This is a genomic window from Streptomyces sp. NBC_00464, assembly GCF_036013915.1.
GTDB lineage: Bacteria > Actinomycetota > Actinomycetes > Streptomycetales > Streptomycetaceae > Streptomyces.
Map to the genome: position 1 here is coordinate 2,480,259 of NZ_CP107899.1, position 15,571 is coordinate 2,495,829.

A 15,571-nucleotide genomic window follows, 5' to 3' on the forward strand; every position below is an offset into this window, starting at 1 on the left:
CGGACGGCGGACGGGGCATGACCGCGTCCGACACCGACCGGCCGGACACGCAGGAGACCGCCAAGGCCGGCGCGCTCGTCACCTGGCGCGAGGCGCCGGCGGCGGCCCGGATGCTGGTGATCGGCACCTTCGTCCACCGCCTCGGCAGCTTCCTGGTCCTCTATCTGACGCACCGCGGCTTCTCCGACGGGCAGGCGGGCACCGCCCTCGGTGTGTACGGCGCCGGCATGGTGTTCGGCGTCCTGGTCGGCGGCTGGCTCTCGGACCGGCTCAGCCCGCGCACCACGATCGTCGGCTCGACAACGCTCACCGCGCTCCTGCTGCCCGCCCTGCTGTACCTGCACACCATCGGCCCGATGCTGGTACTGGTGGCACTGATCGGCGCCGTCGGCCAGGCGTACCGGCCCGCCTCCACCAGCGCGTTGAGCAAGCTGGTGCCCGAGAGCAGGCATGTGATGCTCTTCGCCATGGTCCGCCTGGCCACCAACCTGGGCACCGGCATCGGGCCCGTGCTCGGCGCGGCCCTGGTCCTGGTCTCCTACCAACTCCTCTTCTGGGGCGAGGCCCTGGCAACCCTCGGCTTCGCACTCGCCGCCTTCTTCGCCCTGCGCGGCGGCGGCGTCGGCCTCTCACACCCCAAGGGCGGGGCGGCCGGAAAGGAGGAGACCGGCAGCTACCTGGAGGTGCTGCGCGACCGCCGCTACCTGATGTTCCTGTGCGCGCTGCTGACCACCTCGGCCGTCTACATCCAGTACGTCTCCACGCTCCCGCTCGCCGTGACGGCCGCCGGGCTGAGCGTGATGTCGTACGGCATCCTGGTCGGACTGAACGGCGTCGTGGTCGTGGCCTTCGAACTCCTGGTCGCCAAGCGGGTCCAGCACTGGCCGCGCCGCGTCGCGGCCGTCACCGGGGTGGTGCTGACCGCCGTCGGCGTGGCCGCGTACGCCCTCCCGTGGGGCATGGCCGGCTTCGTCCTGGCCACGGCGGTGTGGTCGTTCGGCGAGACGGTCGGCTATCCGACGCTCTCCTTCGCGTACCCCGCACAGGCCGGACCGCGCCGGCTGCGCGGGCGCTACCTCGGCGCGTCCAACTCCGTCTACGGGCTGGGCTGCGCGATCGGACCGGTGATCGGCACGGCGGTATGGAGCGGCGCCGGTCGCGGACTGTGGCTCTGGTGCGGGGCGTTGGGCCTGGTCGCTGCCATCATGACCTGGGCGGGAGTGGTACCCGCCCGGCCCGAGCCGAAGGAGTGAGATGACCGAGACGAACCCGCTGATCCAGGTCGACGAACTGCGCGCGCTGCTGGCGGACGGGGCACCGCCCACCGTGCTCGACGTCCGCTGGAGCCCGCAGGGCCCGACGCCGGCCCAGCGCTACCTGGACGGCCACCTCCCCGGAGCCGTCCGGGCCGACCTGGACGCCGACCTGGCCGCACCGCCCGGCCCCGGCGGCCGGCACCCGCTCCCGGACGCCGAGACCTTCCTGGCGGCGACGCACCGGCTCGGCATCGACCGGGACCGGCCCGTCGTGGTCTACGACCAGCGGGACGCCACCATCTCCGCCCGTCTGTGGTGGATGCTGCGCCACTACGGCCATCCTTCGGTCCGGGTCCTGGACGGCGGCTACGAGGCGTGGGCCGGGGCCGGCGCACCGGTCGAGACCGGGCCGGGCACACCGGTGGCCCCGGGCGCCTTCACCGGCACGCCCGGCGGGCTGCCGCTGCTGACGGTGGACGAGGTCCCGGACGCCGCCGCCAAGGGCTTCCTGCTCGACTCCCGGCTCCCGGAGCGCTTCCGCGGCGAGGTCGAGCCCCTGGACCCCGTCGCCGGGCACATCCCGGGGGCGCTCTCCGCGCCCACCTTCGACAACAGCGCCCCGGACGGACGGTTCCGCTCCCCCGAGGAACTGCGCCGGCGCTTCACCGGCCTGGGCCTCACCCCGGACCGTCCGGTGGCCGCCTACTGCGGTTCCGGGGTGACCGCCGCACACCAGGTCCTGGCGCTGCGGCTGGCCGGCTTCGACGCCGCCCTGTACGCGGGCTCGTGGAGCGAGTGGGTCGCGGACCCGGCCCGGCCCGTGGCCGTGGGTGCATGACCGCGCTCGATCATCTGATCCTCGCGGCCCCCGACCTGGAGCGGACCGTCGCCTGGCTGGAGGAGGGGCTCGGCATCCGGCTCGCCCCGGGCGGCAGCCACCCCACCGCGGGAACCCGCAACTTCCTGCTGGGCCTGGGCGATTCAGCCTATCTGGAGGTGCTCGGCCCGGACACCGGGCAGAGCGTGCCGCCCGCGCAGCTGCCGTTCGGCCTGGGCCGGCCCGGCCACCCCCGGCTCTGCACCTGGGCCCTGCGGGTCACCGATGTGGACGCCCGGGTGGCCGCCGCACGCGCTGCGGGCCACGACCCGGGTGAACCCGCGACGATGAGCCGGGTGGATCCGCGCGGAGGCGTCGTGAGCGGCAGGATCACCCCGCCACGGGCCTTCGAGGACGGCGGTCTGCTGCCGTTCCTGGTGGACTGGGGCACCACGCCGCACCCCGCCCGCGACCTGCCCAGGGCCGAGCTGGCCGCCCTGCACGGCTACCACCCGGCCCCGGACCCCGTCCGTCACGCCCTGCGGGCCGTGGAGGCGGACCTCACGCTCCGCCGCGGGAGCCGTCCCGCCCTGGTGGCGACGGTGCGCACGCCGGACGGCGAGCTCACGCTGATCTGATCAGCGTGCCCCGTCGCCGTACCGGCGGGCAGGGGCGGGGCGGGACCGGTCACCCGGTGCCGCCCCGCCCCTGCCCGCGCCTACTTCCGCTTCGCGGAGCCCGCGGGCTCCGCCGCACCCTTCGCGCCGGCCTGCTCCTTCGGCTCCTGCGGAGCCTCCTCGAAGTCGACCTTGCCCATGTGCCGGTTCATCGACTTCATCAGCAGCCACACGCCCACGGCGAGCGCTGCGAAGACGATGAAGCCGAGGACCCCGGGGGTCACCTTGTTCTTGTCCAGTTCCTCGGCGAGCGGGACGAGGTGCGTCAGTGCCTGAGTCGCGTACATATCAGGCATTGTCGCGGATGCCCGCGAAGAGGTCGCTCTCGGGGAGGGAGGTATCGACGAGAGACTTCGCCAGCTCGTACTCCTCGGTCGGCCAGACATCCCGCTGGATGTCCATCGGAACGCGGAACCAGCCACCGTCCGGGTCGATCTGCGTCGCGTGCGCGATCAGCGCCTTGTCGCGGATCTCGAAGAAGTCCGCACACGGAACGTGCGTGGTCAGCGTGCGCTCGGCGCGCTCGAACTCCTTCCAGCGCTCCAGCCAGTCCCCGTACGGCGACTCCAGGCCACGGGCGAGCAGAGCCTCGTGCAGCGCGACCGTGCGCGGCTTGTTGAAGCCCTGGTTGTAGTAGAGCTTCTGCGGCGTCCAGGCGGGGCCGAACTCCGCCTCGGGGAACTTCTCGGTGTCCGCCGCACCCTCGAACGCGATCATCGAGATCGTGTGGGTCATGATGTGGTCGGGGTGCGGGTAGCCGCCGTTCTCGTCGTACGTGGTGATGACCTGCGGCCGGAACGCGCGGATCTTCGCGACGAGGCGGCCCGCCGCCACGGTCTCGTCCTCCAGCGCGAAGCAGCCGTCGGGCAGCGGCGGCAGCGGGTCGCCCTCGGGCAGACCCGAGTCGACGAAGCCGAGCCACTCCTGCTTGACGCCCAGGATCTCCCGGGCCTCGTCCATCTCCTTCTTGCGCACCTCGTGGATGTTCTTCTCGATGTACGCGTCGCCCTGGAGTTTCGGGTTGAGGATGGAGCCACGCTCGCCTCCCGTGCAGGTCACGACCAGCACGTCCACCCCCTCGGACACGTACTTGGCCATGGTGGCCGCGCCCTTGCTCGACTCGTCGTCGGGGTGGGCGTGCACGGCCATCAGTCGAAGCTGCTCAGTCAAGACTCGATCCTCAGTGATTGGTCGCCATCAAGGGTGCCGTCCCGCGGGGACGTCGGTGTGGGGTGGCGGTCGGGTGGCGCACGGGCGGCTTCTATAGTGACCGAACACGGGGGTGGAAAATTCCTCGATCCCCGGTACGGGAGGAACGATCATGACGGCGGTACGCGAGACGCCTCCCGAGAACCGCTACGGCCGCTCCGCGGACCAGCGCGCGGACCGCAAGCTCAAGATCATCGGTTCGGTCCTCGGCGTCGCCCTGCTGGGTGTGGTCGGCTGGATCGGTTACGACTACGTGGGCGGCCAGGGCCTCAGCGCCGAGATGATCAAGTTCAAGGTCGCATCGGACGACCGCGTCGAGGTGCACCTGGAGGTCCGCAAGGACCGGGACGCCAAGGGCTACTGCACGCTCCGCTCGCTGAGCGAGGACGGCATGGAGGTCGCCCGCAAGGACTTCCGCTTCGACGGGGAAACCGACCGGATCGACCAGGTCCTCACCCTGCGTACGACATCCAGGGCGACCGCCGTCGAACTGCTCGGGTGCACGGACGACGACGGGGCGTAGCGTTGACCGCCGCACGGGTGACCTGAGCGACTCCTGGCCGTCCTGACCTGCGGTTCGACACTCTCAGCCATTTACCTCCTCCCCCTTTCCCCGGCGAATTGTTAGGCTCGTGGTTTCGCCCACCCGTGGAAGCGCATGCTTCGGGGTAGGGCGATGCTTTGTATTCCCAGTACCGACGAGGAGCACCCTGTGACCCAGACCAGCGAAAACGTCACCTGGCTCACGCCGGAGGCGTACAGCCAGCTCAAGGCCGAGCTGGAGCACCTGTCTGGTCCCGCGCGCACGGAGATCGCCGTCAAGATCGCGGCGGCCCGTGAGGAGGGCGACCTGCGCGAGAACGGCGGGTACCACGCGGCCAAGGAGGAGCAGGGCAAGATGGAGCTCCGGGTGCGCCAGCTGACCCAGCTCCTGGAGCACGCGAAGGTCGGCGAGGCACCGGCCGACGACGGCGTGGTCGAGCCCGGCATGGTCGTGACGATCGCCTTCGACGGCGATGACGACGACACGACGACCTTCCTTCTCGCCTCCCGCGAGTACGCGAGCTCGGACATCGAGACGTACTCCCCGCAGTCCCCGCTCGGCGTGGGCGTGAACGGCAAGCGGATGGGCGAGAGCGCCGAGTACGAGCTGCCGAACGGCAAGACCGCCACGGTGAAGATCCTGTCGGCGAAGCCGTACTCCGGCTGATCCGCACACCCGACGCACACAGCACGAAGCCCCGGCCGCATCCTGGATCTCCAGGGGCCGGGGCTTCCTGCTGTGCTGGGACGGCGCGCTCAGGCAGCGAGATCAGGCGGCAAGATCAGGCGGCGTGCTCGGACGGCGTGGTCAGACGGCCACCGAGCGGTACTTGCGCACGGCCAGGGTCCGGAAGACCACGATGATCACTACGGACCAGATCAGCGAGGCCCAGACGGGATGCTGCATCGGCCAGGCATCGGACGTCGAGACGCCCGGGTTCCCGAAGAGCACCCGGCACGCCTGGACCGTCGCGCTGAACGGGTTCCAGTCGGCGATCGGCTGGAGCCAGCCCGCCATCTGGCTGGAGTCCACGAAGGCGTTGGAGATGAACGTCACCGGGAAAAGCCAGATCAGCCCGCCCGAGGTGGCCGCCTCGGGGGTGCGGACGGACAGACCGATCAGTGCGCCGATCCAGGAGAAGGCGTATCCGAGGAGAAGGAGCAGCCCGAACGCGCCCAGCGCCTTGGGGATGCCCTCGTGGATGCGCCAGCCGACGATCAGGGCGACGATCGTGAGCACCAGGACGGTGAACATGGTCTGGACGAGGTCGGCGAGCGTGCGGCCGGTGAGCACCGCGCCGCGCGCCATGGGCAGCGAGCGGAACCGGTCTACGAGCCCCTTGTGCATGTCGTCGGCGATCCCGGCGCCCGCCCCGGCCGTGGCGAAGGTGACGGTCTGCGCGAAGATCCCGGCCATCAGGAAGTTCCGGTAGACGACGGGGTCCGTCGAACCGGCGATGTTCATGGAACCGCCGAACACGTAACTGAACAGCACTACGAACATAATTGGCTGAATAAGCCCAAAAAGTACCACTTCGGGAATCCGGGTCATGCGAATCAGATTCCGACGTGCCATGACAAGCGAGTCGCGGGCGGACTGACCGATTCCGCCGGCGCCTCGGGGTGCGCGACCTGTGGTCGTCTCGGTAACGGCACTCACTTCTCTGCCTCCGTCCGGGCGGCGGTCGCCGCGTCCGCCCCGTTCTCGTCGCCCTTCTCCTGCTCGGCCGCGTGGCCGGTGAGGGAGATGAACACGTCGTCCAGGGTGGGGCGGCGCAGCCCGATGTCGTCGATCTCCACGCCGCGGGCGTCCAGGTCGCGGATGACCTCGGCGAGGAGCTTGGCGCCGCCGTCGACCGGAACGGTCAGCTTGCGCATGTGCGGGACGACGGCGACCTCGCCCTTGCCCAGGTGGGCGAGGACCTCGCGGGCCGGGTCGATCTGGTCGCGCTGCTGGACGACGACCTCGACGCGTTCGCCGCCGGTGCGGGCCTTGAGCTGGTCGGAGGTGCCGCGGGCGATGACGAGGCCGTGGTCGATCACGCAGATGTCGTGGGCGAGGCGGTCGGCCTCCTCCAGGTACTGCGTGGTGAGCAGCAGCGTCGTGCCGCCGGCGACGAGCTCCTCGATGACGTCCCACAGCTGCTGCCGGTTGCGGGGGTCGAGTCCGGTGGTCGGCTCGTCCATGAACATGACCGGCGGGGAGACGACGAGCGCCGCCGCGAGGTCGAGGCGGCGGCGCATGCCGCCGGAGTAGGTCTTGGCGGTGCGGTCGGCCGCGTCGGCGAGGTTGAACCGCTCCAGCAGCTCCGCGGCCCGGACCTTCGCGTCACGCGAGGACATCTGGTAGAGCTGGCCGACCATCTGGAGGTTCTCGCGGCCGGTCAGGTATTCGTCGACGGCGGCGAACTGGCCGGAGAGCCCGATCGAGCGCCGCACCTCGTTGGGCTTCTTCAGTACGTCGATGCCCGCGACGAAGGCGCTGCCGCTGTCGGGCCTGAGCAGCGTCGTGAGGACGCGTACGGCGGTCGTCTTGCCGGCCCCGTTGGGGCCGAGAAGTCCGAGGACGGTGCCTTGCGGCACGTCGAGGTCGACGCCGCCGAGTGCGGTGACGTCGCCGAAGGTCTTCACCAGACCTTCGGCGTAGATCGCGCCTGGCATACGGGATTCCCCCAGTGCGTTCGGGTGACTTCCTCACAGATCCTAGATTTGCCCGAGTTGCCGCGCCTGGTGAACGCGCGGACGAACGCGACGAACGCGCGTACGCCACCGGGCCGGGCGCGGGCACAGTATCGCGATACATCGCGACCAACAAGAGGTCAGGCCATCACGAGATAGCCCGCTCCGCGCAGCGCCGCGGCGACCTCCTCGCAGTGCTCCGGGCCCTTGGTCTCCAGGTGGAGCTCCACCTCGGCCTCGGTGAGGCCGAGCCTCGGGTCGGTACGCACATGGCTGACGTCCAGCACGTTGGCGTCGGCCACCGTGAGCACGCCCAGCATGGTCGCCAGCGCGCCGGGGCGGTCCGTCAGGCGCAGCCGCAGGCTCAGATAGCGGCCGGCCGCGGACATGCCGTGGGTCAGGATGCGCTGCATCAGCAGCGGGTCCACGTTGCCGCCGGACAGCAGCGCCACGACCGGTCCGCGGAACGATTTCGGGTCGCTGAGCAGCGCGGCGACCGGGCTCGCACCGGCCGGCTCCACCACCATCTTCGCCCGCTCCAGGCAGAGCAGCAGGGCGCTGGACAGCTCGTCCTCGGAGACCGTACGGACTTCGTCGACCAGTTCCTGGACCAGGCCGAACGGCACGTCGCCGGGGCGTCCCACCTTGATGCCGTCCGCCATCGTCTGGAGCGAGCCGATCGACACGGGGTGGCCGGCTGCCAGCGACGGCGGGTAGCAGGCCGCGCCGGCCGCCTGCACGCCGACGATCCGCACATCGGGCCGGATCGCCTTCACCGCCACGGCGATCCCGGCCGCGAGGCCGCCGCCGCCGATGCCGACGACGATCGTGCGCACCTCGGGGCACTGGTCCAGGATCTCCAGGCCCACCGTGCCCTGCCCCGCGATGATGTCGGGGTGGTCGAAGGGGTGGATGAAGACCGCGCCGGTCTCGTGCGCGTACTCCTGGGCCGCGGCCAGTGTCTCGTCGACGACATGACCGTGCAGCCGCACCTGCGCCCCGTACTCCCGGGTCGCGGCGACCTTGGGAAGCGGCGCCCCGACCGGCATGAAGACCGTTGCCCGTACGCCGAGCAGCGCAGACGCGAGCGCGACACCCTGCGCATGGTTTCCGGCGCTCGCGGCGACGACGCCTGCGGCGCGTTCGACCGGGGTCAGGCCGGAGATGCGTACGTACGCGCCCCGCAGTTTGAACGACCCGGTCCGCTGCAGGTTCTCGCACTTGAACTGGACGGGCGCGCCCACCAGGGCGGACAGATGGCGGCTGCCCTCCAGCGGCGTGACCCTGGAGACGCCGGAGAGCATCTTCTGCGCGCCGCGGACGTCGTCGAGGATCAGCGGGGGAAAACGGCCGGGCGGTGGGAAGTTCATACCGCAAGTCTTGCAGCTGAGACCGACCGGCGGGCGGGGGGTGGAAGAAGGAGCGGGGCTGGGTGCGTGCAGCTGCAAGGCGGAGGATTGAGCAATGGCGGAGCCCTGGCGATTGACGACAACGCCGCAGATGCGCGTGCCCAGCCCCGCGACGCCGCCCCCGCCCGCCGGTCGGTCTCAAAGGGGTTGTGGCCGCCGCAAGCGATCCCGTCCTGCGTCGATGTCCGCAGGTTTGTGCGGCACTGGTACGCGTTGCCCCGGGGCCGCGTACTCTGTCCCCCACCCATCCGACACCGCACGAAGAGAGCCCCCGGCCATGCCCCCTCAGGACATGACGACTGCCGCGTCTCCCTCCGGGGGCGCCACCCCGGAGAACCCGGGTCACGACCACCTTCTCGACGCTCTGCAGCACCAGGTGGCGGTCTTCGCCCGGCGTGCCGAGCAGACCCGCCTCGGCGGTGTCGGACAGGTGCGCAACTCCATGGACCGGGCCGCGTACCTGCTGCTCAACCGGCTGGACCGGGAAGGCCCCATGGGCGTCAAGGCGCTGGCCGCCGGCATGGGGATCGACTCCTCGACGGTGACCCGGCAGGTCGCGCCGCTCGTGGACACCGGTCTGGTCAAGCGCACCTCGCATCCGGAGGACGGCCGGGCGGTCGTGCTCCAGCTGTCCCCGCGCGGCCAGGCCCGCCTGGAGGAGGTCCGGGCCTCGCGGCGCGAGTTGATGTCCCAGGTGACGGACGAGTGGACCGAGGACGAGCGGGACACGTTCTGCGCGCTCCTCACCCGTTTCAACGGTTCCCTGGCCGCGCGGCAGGCGTCGCACCAGACACCGCCGGCGGGGTAGGGCGCTTTCGGTCAGGCCCCGCCCGTCCCCGGGGGTTGACCCGGGGCCTGCCGAGCGCTCCGATTGACCTCGTGCAGGAGCGCCATGCGGGCCGACAGCGGCGCCGCGCCCAGGAGTTCGAGGCCTTCGTGGCGGGCGCGGCGGGCCGGCTGCTGCACACCGCGACCCTGCTCACGGCCGAACCCGCGGACCCGCCCGGCGCCAACGAGCGCGCGCAGCGGCTTCTGACGGCCGCCCTGGCCCGGACGTACGCGGACTGGGACCGGCTGCACGGCGAGGATCCGTACAACCGCACCCGGCAGGATCTGGCCGCCCGGTTCGCCCGGGAGGCGTGGCGCCATCACCGCCCGCGCGGCGGACTGCTGGACCGGCTGACCCCGCAGGAACGCCTCGTCCTGGTGCTGCGCCTGTACGAGGGTGTCCCCGAGGAGCAGACGGCGGCGCTGCTCGGGGTGCCGGTGGACCGGATCCGCGCGGTCTGCAACCGCTCGGTGGCCACGATGCGCGGCACCAGGAGTCCGACCGCGCGACGGGGTCACACCCGGCCCCTGGGGGCTGCGCCGTGAGCGGGACCGGACGCAAGGAGGACGAGGTCCGGCGGATGCTGGAGGGCCCCCGTCCGCAGGTGCCAGCGGAACTGGCGGCGCGGGCGGAGGAACGCGGCGTGCGGCTGCTGCGCCGCCGGCGGGTGCTGCGCCGGCTGTGGCTGCTCGTGGTGACCGCGGCGGTCGTGGCGTTCACGGTGTGGGCGGTGGTGGCCCAGCCCTGGCAGGCCCCGCCCGCCGAGACGACGCCGCCGCTGGAGGGCTGGTAGGGCGGCGGACCCGGACATCGCGGAACGGCTCCCCTACGCTCGTCCGCGAACCCGGAAAAAGAAAATCGGGCGGCGATGTCGAGAACCCGTGACCGGCTCCGTCCCCGCTATGAACGCGACCACAAGGGGTCGCACCGGCAAGGAGACACACCATGGCCAAGTACCTGCTGCTGAAGCACTACCGCGGCGCCCCGGATGCGGTCAACAACGTGCCCATGGACCAGTGGACGCCGGAGGAGATCTCGGCGCACATGCAGTACATGAACGACTTCGCGGCCCGGCTGGAGAAGAACGGCGAGTTCGTCGACGGTCAGGCGCTCGCCCCCCAGGGGGCGTGGGTCCGCTACGACGGCGAGGGGCGCCCGCCGGTGACCGACGGCCCGTTCGCGGAGACCAAGGACCTCATCGCCGGCTGGATGACCATCGACGTCGACAGCTACGAGCGCGCCGTCGAACTGGCCGGGGAGCTGTCGGCCGCCCCCGGTGCGGGCGGCAGCCCGATCCACGAGTGGCTTGAGCTGCGCCCGTTCCTGACCGAGCCGCCCACCATCACGGAGTGACACTCAGGTGACTCAGGTGACTCAGGCGAACGAGGCCCTGCTCAGGAGCCTCACGCCGAGCGTGCTCACCGTCCTCGTCCGCCGCGGAGCCGACTTCGCGGCGGCCGAGGACGCCGTGCAGGACGCTCTGGTCGAGGCGCTCCGGGCCTGGGCGGCCGACCCCCCGCGGGATGCCAAGGGCTGGCTGATCACCGTGGCCTGGCGCAAGTTCCTGGACACGACGCGCGCCGACACCGCCCGCCGCCGGCGCGAGGACCGCGCCGAGGAGGAACCGGCGCCGGGCCCGGCAGCCGCGGTGGACGACACGCTTCAGCTCTACTTCCTGTGCGCCCATCCGTCGCTGACCCCGGCGTCGGCGGTCGCGCTCACGCTGCGCGCGGTCGGCGGGCTGACCACCCGCCAGATCGCCCAGGCCTATCTGGTGCCCGAGTCGACGATGGCGCAGCGCATCAGCCGGGCCAAGCGCACCGTCTCCGACGTGCGGTTCGAGCGGCCCGGCGATGTCGCGACCGTGCTGCGCGTCCTCTACCTCGTCTTCAACGAGGGCTACTCCGGCGATGTCGACCTGGCCGCCGAGGCCATCCGGCTCACCCGGCAGCTCGCGGCCCGTATCGACCACCCCGAGGTGGCCGGGCTGCTCGCCCTCATGCTGCTCCACCACGCCCGGCGTGCCGCCAGGACCGCGTCCGACGGCAGCCTGGTGCCGCTCGCCGAGCAGGACCGCGGCCGGTGGGACACCGACTCGATCGCCGAGGGCGTCATGATCCTCCAGGCGGCCCTGGCCCGCGACCGGCTGGGCGAGTTCCAGGCCCAGGCCGCGATCGCGGCGCTGCACGCGGACGCGCCCACTGCGGAGGAGACCGACTGGGTGCAGATCGTCGAGTGGTACGACGAGCTCGCGGGCCTGACCGACAGCCCGGTCGTCCGGCTCAACCGCGCGGTCGCCGTCGGAGAGGCCGACGGACCGCGCGCCGGCCTGGCGGCGCTCGCGGCGCTGGACGCCTCGCTGCCCCGCCATGCCGCGGTGGCGGCGTACCTCCACGAGCGTGACGGCGATCCGGCGACGGCGGCACGGCTGTACGCCGAGGCGGCCCACAAGGCGCCCAACCTCGCAGAGCGCGATCATCTGACGCGCCAGGCCGCCCGGCTCAACGCCCGCTGAGGTCACACCACCGGCACACGCATGCCGGTTTTATCCCGTCTATCCTGGAATGGCATCGGCCGAGGAGGCTGTAATGACCAGGAAGATCGCCGACTGCCGTAAGTATCCGAGCGTGTCGAACTGCTCGCTGACCATCTCCGGCGAGGAGGAGGAAGTCGTGCGGGCCGCGACCGAGCACGCGGTCTCCGTCCATGAGCACACCGACAGTCCCGAGCTGCGGGAGCAGGTCAGGGCTTCGCTGGAGGACGAGAAGGTCTCGGCCTGAGGACCAGAAGCGCGGAGGCGGGACCGGTTTCTTCCGGCCCCGCCCCGAGTGTGCTCACGTACAGGGACTACGCGTACGAATAATCCGCCTGCAAGAACTAGCCGAGCGCCTGCGTCAGGTCGGCCAGCAGGTCGTCGCCGTTCTCGATGCCGACGGAGAGCCGGACCAGGTCGGCCGGGACCTCCAGCGGGGAGCCGGCGGCGGAGGCGTGCGTCATCCGGCCCGGGTGCTCCAGCAGCGATTCGACGCCGCCGAGGGATTCACCGAGTGTGAAGAGCTTCGCGCGGTTGCAGACCTCGACGGCCGCTTCCTCGCCGCCCGCGACGCGGAAGGACACCATTCCGCCGAAGGCCTTCATCTGCTTGGCGGCGATCTCGTGGCCCCGGTGCTCCGGCAGCCCGGGGTAGAGGACCTGGGTGACCTTGGGGTGGCGGGTCAGCAGCTCGGTGACCTTGGTGGCGTTCTCGCTGTGCCGGTCCATCCGGACGGCCAGGGTCTTGATGCCGCGCAGCACCAGCCAGGCGTCGAACGGCCCGGCGACGGCACCCATCGCGTTCTGGTGGTACGCCAACTCGTCCGACAGATCGGGGTCGTTGACGATCAGTGCACCGCCGACGACGTCCGAGTGGCCGCCCATGTACTTGGTCGTGGAGTGGACCACGACATCGGCGCCCAGGGCGAGGGGCTGCTGGAGGTAGGGGCTGGCGAAGGTGTTGTCGACGACCAGCCGCACACCCGCCGTGCGGGCGACGTCTGCGACGGCCGCGATGTCGGTGATGCCGAGCAGCGGGTTGGAGGGGGTCTCCACCCAGATCGCCTTGGTGCGCGGGGTGATCGCCGCCCGTACCGCCGCCACGTCCGAGGTGTCGGCGACCGAGAACTCCACGCCCCAGCGCGAGGCGACCTTCGCGAACAGCCGGAACGTGCCGCCGTAGGCGTCGTTCGGGATGACCACGTGGTCGCCGGGGGTCAGCAGCGTACGGAGCAGGCAGTCCTCGGCGGCGAGGCCGGAGGCGAAGGCGAGTCCGCGGCGGCCGCCCTCCAGGGCCGCGAGGTTCTCCTCCAGCGCGGTGCGGGTCGGATTGGCGCTGCGGCTGTACTCGTAACCGCCGCGCAGCCCGCCCACGCCGTCCTGCTTGTACGTGGAGACCTGGTAAATGGGCGGAACAACGGCGCCGGTGAGGGGATCGGCGGTGTTTCCCGCGTGGATCGCGAGAGTCTCGAAGCTGTGCTGGTCGCTCATGGGCACCGAGCGTAGTTCGTTCCGAGGGCCCTCACGGAGCACCGGGCCGTCCGGTGACAATGGGGGCATGGAGATTCTGTGGTTCCTGCTCGCGCTGTGCCTGCTCGCCGCGGTCGTCGGCCCCTATGTGCGGCGCCGTCGCGGTGGTATCCGTCTGGTGGCGCCGGGCTCCCCCGACGCCGCCGACCCGGACAACTACGGCTTCATGCGTCAGGAGGAGCTGGACATCCGGATGCCGGGCCCCGACCAGGATCTCCTCGACGTGCTCGATGTCGTCCAGCACACCCAGGAGTGGCGGGCGGCGTCCCAGCTGCTGTCCGGGACGCCGAAGGAGGGCGAGGTGCGGTGGCAGCGGGTGCAGGCGTTCGCCGGGGCCGCCTCGCTGGAGCTGATGCAGCGGCCGGGCGTGGGCGGGGCGTGGCTGCGCAAGTGGCGGGCGGAGGCGCCGAAGGACGCGGGCGCCGCGGCCGTGCATGCGGAGTTCCTGGTCCAGCAGGCATGGCGTTCGTCGACGGCCGGTACGGACGACTTCCGGATCATTCTCGAGGAGGCCCGCACGGTGGTCGGCGAGGCGGCCCTGCTGGCGCCGGGCGACCCCGTCCCGTACCTGGTGGAGCTGGCCGTGGCCCGCGGACTCGGTTACTCCCACGAGGAGTTCGACCAGCTCTGGGCGAAGATCATCGACCGGGCGCCGGCCCACATGGGCGCGCACATCGCGGCGCTGCACTTCTGGTGCGAGAAGTGGCACGGCTCGCGCGAGGAGGCCGACCGCTTCGCGACGGCGGCGGCCGCCCGCGCCCCGCAGGGCTCCCTGCTGGCCGCGCTGCCGCTGTTCGCGGTGTACGAGCACCTGCCCGAGGTCAATCTGGTGCAGGGGTTCTACCGGAGCCAGGTGGTGACCAAGGCGGTCGAGGGCGCGATGTTCGCCGTCCACGCGGCCCGCGCCGACGACCCGATGCTCGCGCACGTACGCCATCTCCTGGTGCTGTTCCTGGTCCGGATGGAGCGCTGGTCCGAGGCGATGAACCAGCTCGTCCACATCGACGGGCACGTGGGCGCGCTGCCGTGGACGGAGAACTCCGACCCGGCCGCCGAGTACACCGTGTACCGGGCGTTGGCGGTCGCCGGCTACGAGGCGAACGGCGGCAGCCCGGCGACGCTGCTGCGGTAGCCGGGAAATCCCGCGGCCGCCGGTGTGCGACCGTGGGGGCACCCGTCCCGCGAAAGCGGCCGACCCCACGACAAGGACCGGTGTTCCCGTGGCACGACTGATACCCCTGTTCCTGATCGGCCTCGGCCTCTACTTCTGGTTCAAGGCCCGCAAGCGTGCCGCCGCGTACGTCGAGGACGTGGAGTCCGAGGACGGCACGCCCCGCGGCTGAGCGCCGGGGCCGGAATCCACGGCGGTCCCGGTGCGTTGTACGGACAGCACGCCGACCCCAGGAGGAGCCCCCGCATGTTCCTGAACCGCCGCACCCCGCAGCTCCCGACCCCGGAGGAGGCCCTGCGCGGCCGCGCCATCCCGGAATTCACCGTCCCGTCCCGCCACACGGTCCTGGGCAACGCCCTGCTGGGGCCGTACCCGGAGGGTCTGGAGGTCGCCGACTTCGCGATGGGGTGTTTCTGGGGGGCCGAGCGCAAGTTCTGGGAGACGGACGGCGTCTGGACGACGCTCGTCGGCTACCAGGGCGGCTATACGGAGAACCCCGCGTACGAGGAGGTCTGCTCGGGCCTGACCGGGCACACGGAGGCGGTCCGCGTGGTGTACGACCCGAAGGTGGTCACGTACGCCCAGCTCCTGAAGGTCTTCTGGGAGTCCCACGACCCGACCCAGGGCTTCCGCCAGGGCAATGACGTGGGCACACAGTACCGCTCCGCGGTCTACACCCACTCCCCCGAGCAGGCGTCAACCGTGGCGGCATCCCGCGAGGCGTACCAGAAGGTCCTCACGGGTTCCGGCTACGGCGAGATCAGCACGGAGATCCTCCCGGCGGAGGGCCGCACCTTCTGGCCCGCGGAGCCGGCGCACCAGCAGTACCTCGACAAGAACCCGGCGGGCTACTGCGGGATCGGCGGGACGGGTGTCTCGTGCCCCATCGGGGTGGCACCGGCCGCGGGCTGATCCGGTT

20 protein-coding genes are annotated in these 15,571 nt (G+C 71.4%); 14 read left to right on the top strand and 6 right to left on the bottom strand.

The window, feature by feature from the left end; translation table 11 throughout:
• The first annotated feature begins 110 nt into the window (after positions 1 to 110).
• From OG912_RS10745 to OG912_RS10755, 3 genes are read left to right on the top strand one after another with little or no spacing between them, the layout of a single operon-like run.
• Positions 111 to 1,253, top strand: coding sequence for an MFS transporter (locus OG912_RS10745; protein WP_327713391.1), 1,143 nt, complete (start codon positions 111 to 113; stop codon positions 1,251 to 1,253).
• Between the two features lies 1 nt (position 1,254).
• Positions 1,255 to 2,094: a sulfurtransferase gene (locus OG912_RS10750; RefSeq protein ID WP_327709160.1), complete on the top strand. Its 840-nt coding sequence runs from the start codon at positions 1,255 to 1,257 to the stop codon at positions 2,092 to 2,094.
• Positions 2,091 to 2,711, top strand: coding sequence for a VOC family protein (locus OG912_RS10755; RefSeq protein WP_327709161.1), 621 nt, complete (start codon positions 2,091 to 2,093; stop codon positions 2,709 to 2,711). The genes OG912_RS10750 and OG912_RS10755 overlap by 4 nt, the downstream gene beginning before the upstream one ends.
• Positions 2,712 to 2,791: 80 nt before the next feature.
• On the opposite strand, the gene OG912_RS10760 is transcribed toward OG912_RS10755, so the two are convergent.
• A complete protein-coding gene (locus tag OG912_RS10760) occupies positions 2,792 to 3,037 on the bottom strand; it encodes a hypothetical protein (RefSeq protein WP_327709162.1) in 246 nt (81 codons plus the stop codon).
• 1 nt (position 3,038) lies between these two features.
• On the bottom strand, positions 3,039 to 3,920 hold the full coding sequence (mca, locus tag OG912_RS10765; RefSeq protein WP_326738367.1) for a mycothiol conjugate amidase Mca: 882 nt from the start codon (positions 3,918 to 3,920) through the stop codon (positions 3,039 to 3,041).
• A 151-nt stretch (positions 3,921 to 4,071) separates the two neighbouring features.
• On the opposite strand from mca, the gene OG912_RS10770 reads away from it, so the two are divergent.
• Together OG912_RS10770 and greA are read left to right on the top strand one after the other, a co-directional pair.
• Positions 4,072 to 4,482 carry a DUF4307 domain-containing protein gene (locus OG912_RS10770; protein WP_327709163.1) on the top strand — a complete coding sequence of 137 codons (411 nt, stop codon included), beginning with the start codon at positions 4,072 to 4,074 and terminating at the stop codon, positions 4,480 to 4,482.
• Positions 4,483 to 4,671: 189 nt separating this feature from the next.
• Positions 4,672 to 5,169 carry a transcription elongation factor GreA gene (gene greA, locus OG912_RS10775; RefSeq protein ID WP_326738365.1) on the top strand — a complete coding sequence of 166 codons (498 nt, stop codon included), beginning with the start codon at positions 4,672 to 4,674 and terminating at the stop codon, positions 5,167 to 5,169.
• Between the two features lie 141 nt (positions 5,170 to 5,310).
• On the opposite strand, the gene OG912_RS10780 is transcribed toward greA, so the two are convergent.
• The 3 genes from OG912_RS10780 to ilvA all read right to left on the bottom strand — a co-directional run bounded on the left by OG912_RS10780 (position 5,311) and on the right by ilvA (position 8,551).
• Positions 5,311 to 6,162, bottom strand: a complete 852-nt coding sequence (locus OG912_RS10780) for an ABC transporter permease (RefSeq protein WP_327709164.1) — start codon at positions 6,160 to 6,162, stop codon at positions 5,311 to 5,313.
• The gene (locus OG912_RS10785) at positions 6,159 to 7,163 is read right to left on the bottom strand and encodes an ATP-binding cassette domain-containing protein (RefSeq protein WP_327709165.1); all 1,005 of its coding nucleotides are present in this window, start codon (positions 7,161 to 7,163) and stop codon (positions 6,159 to 6,161) included. Before OG912_RS10785 ends, OG912_RS10780 begins: the two co-directional genes overlap by 4 nt.
• 158 nt (positions 7,164 to 7,321) lie before the next feature.
• Positions 7,322 to 8,551: a threonine ammonia-lyase gene (ilvA, locus tag OG912_RS10790; RefSeq protein ID WP_327709166.1), complete on the bottom strand. Its 1,230-nt coding sequence runs from the start codon at positions 8,549 to 8,551 to the stop codon at positions 7,322 to 7,324.
• Between the two features lie 316 nt (positions 8,552 to 8,867).
• Here ilvA and OG912_RS10795 point away from each other — a divergent pair, with 316 nt between their 5' ends.
• The 6 genes from OG912_RS10795 to OG912_RS10820 all read left to right on the top strand — a co-directional run bounded on the left by OG912_RS10795 (position 8,868) and on the right by OG912_RS10820 (position 12,199).
• On the top strand, positions 8,868 to 9,398 hold the full coding sequence (locus tag OG912_RS10795) for a MarR family winged helix-turn-helix transcriptional regulator (RefSeq protein WP_327709167.1): 531 nt from the start codon (positions 8,868 to 8,870) through the stop codon (positions 9,396 to 9,398).
• Positions 9,399 to 9,469: 71 nt separating this feature from the next.
• Positions 9,470 to 9,964, top strand: coding sequence for a sigma factor-like helix-turn-helix DNA-binding protein (locus OG912_RS10800; protein WP_326738360.1), 495 nt, complete (start codon positions 9,470 to 9,472; stop codon positions 9,962 to 9,964).
• Positions 9,961 to 10,212, top strand: coding sequence for a hypothetical protein (locus OG912_RS10805; protein WP_327709168.1), 252 nt, complete (start codon positions 9,961 to 9,963; stop codon positions 10,210 to 10,212). Before OG912_RS10800 ends, OG912_RS10805 begins: the two co-directional genes overlap by 4 nt.
• A gap of 152 nt (positions 10,213 to 10,364) precedes the next feature.
• Positions 10,365 to 10,772 carry a YciI family protein gene (locus tag OG912_RS10810; RefSeq protein WP_327709169.1) on the top strand — a complete coding sequence of 136 codons (408 nt, stop codon included), beginning with the start codon at positions 10,365 to 10,367 and terminating at the stop codon, positions 10,770 to 10,772.
• 16 nt (positions 10,773 to 10,788) lie between these two features.
• Positions 10,789 to 11,934 carry an RNA polymerase sigma factor gene (locus tag OG912_RS10815; RefSeq protein WP_327709170.1) on the top strand — a complete coding sequence of 382 codons (1,146 nt, stop codon included), beginning with the start codon at positions 10,789 to 10,791 and terminating at the stop codon, positions 11,932 to 11,934.
• 73 nt (positions 11,935 to 12,007) lie between these two features.
• Positions 12,008 to 12,199, top strand: a complete 192-nt coding sequence (locus OG912_RS10820; RefSeq protein ID WP_327709171.1) for a DUF1059 domain-containing protein — start codon at positions 12,008 to 12,010, stop codon at positions 12,197 to 12,199.
• Between the two features lie 97 nt (positions 12,200 to 12,296).
• Here OG912_RS10820 and OG912_RS10825 read toward each other — a convergent pair whose 3' ends face one another.
• The gene (locus OG912_RS10825) at positions 12,297 to 13,442 is read right to left on the bottom strand and encodes a cystathionine gamma-synthase (RefSeq protein WP_327709172.1); all 1,146 of its coding nucleotides are present in this window, start codon (positions 13,440 to 13,442) and stop codon (positions 12,297 to 12,299) included.
• Between the two features lie 67 nt (positions 13,443 to 13,509).
• Here OG912_RS10825 and OG912_RS10830 point away from each other — a divergent pair, with 67 nt between their 5' ends.
• The 3 genes from OG912_RS10830 to msrA all read left to right on the top strand — a co-directional run bounded on the left by OG912_RS10830 (position 13,510) and on the right by msrA (position 15,564).
• A complete protein-coding gene (locus OG912_RS10830; RefSeq protein WP_327709173.1) occupies positions 13,510 to 14,613 on the top strand; it encodes a hypothetical protein in 1,104 nt (367 codons plus the stop codon).
• An 88-nt stretch (positions 14,614 to 14,701) separates the two neighbouring features.
• Positions 14,702 to 14,824 (top strand): hypothetical protein, encoded by a 123-nt coding sequence (locus tag OG912_RS10835; RefSeq protein WP_327709174.1) that lies wholly within the window; start codon positions 14,702 to 14,704, stop codon positions 14,822 to 14,824.
• Positions 14,825 to 14,898: 74 nt separating this feature from the next.
• Positions 14,899 to 15,564 carry a peptide-methionine (S)-S-oxide reductase MsrA gene (gene msrA / locus OG912_RS10840; protein WP_327709175.1) on the top strand — a complete coding sequence of 222 codons (666 nt, stop codon included), beginning with the start codon at positions 14,899 to 14,901 and terminating at the stop codon, positions 15,562 to 15,564.
• The last annotated feature ends 7 nt before the right edge of the window (positions 15,565 to 15,571 follow it).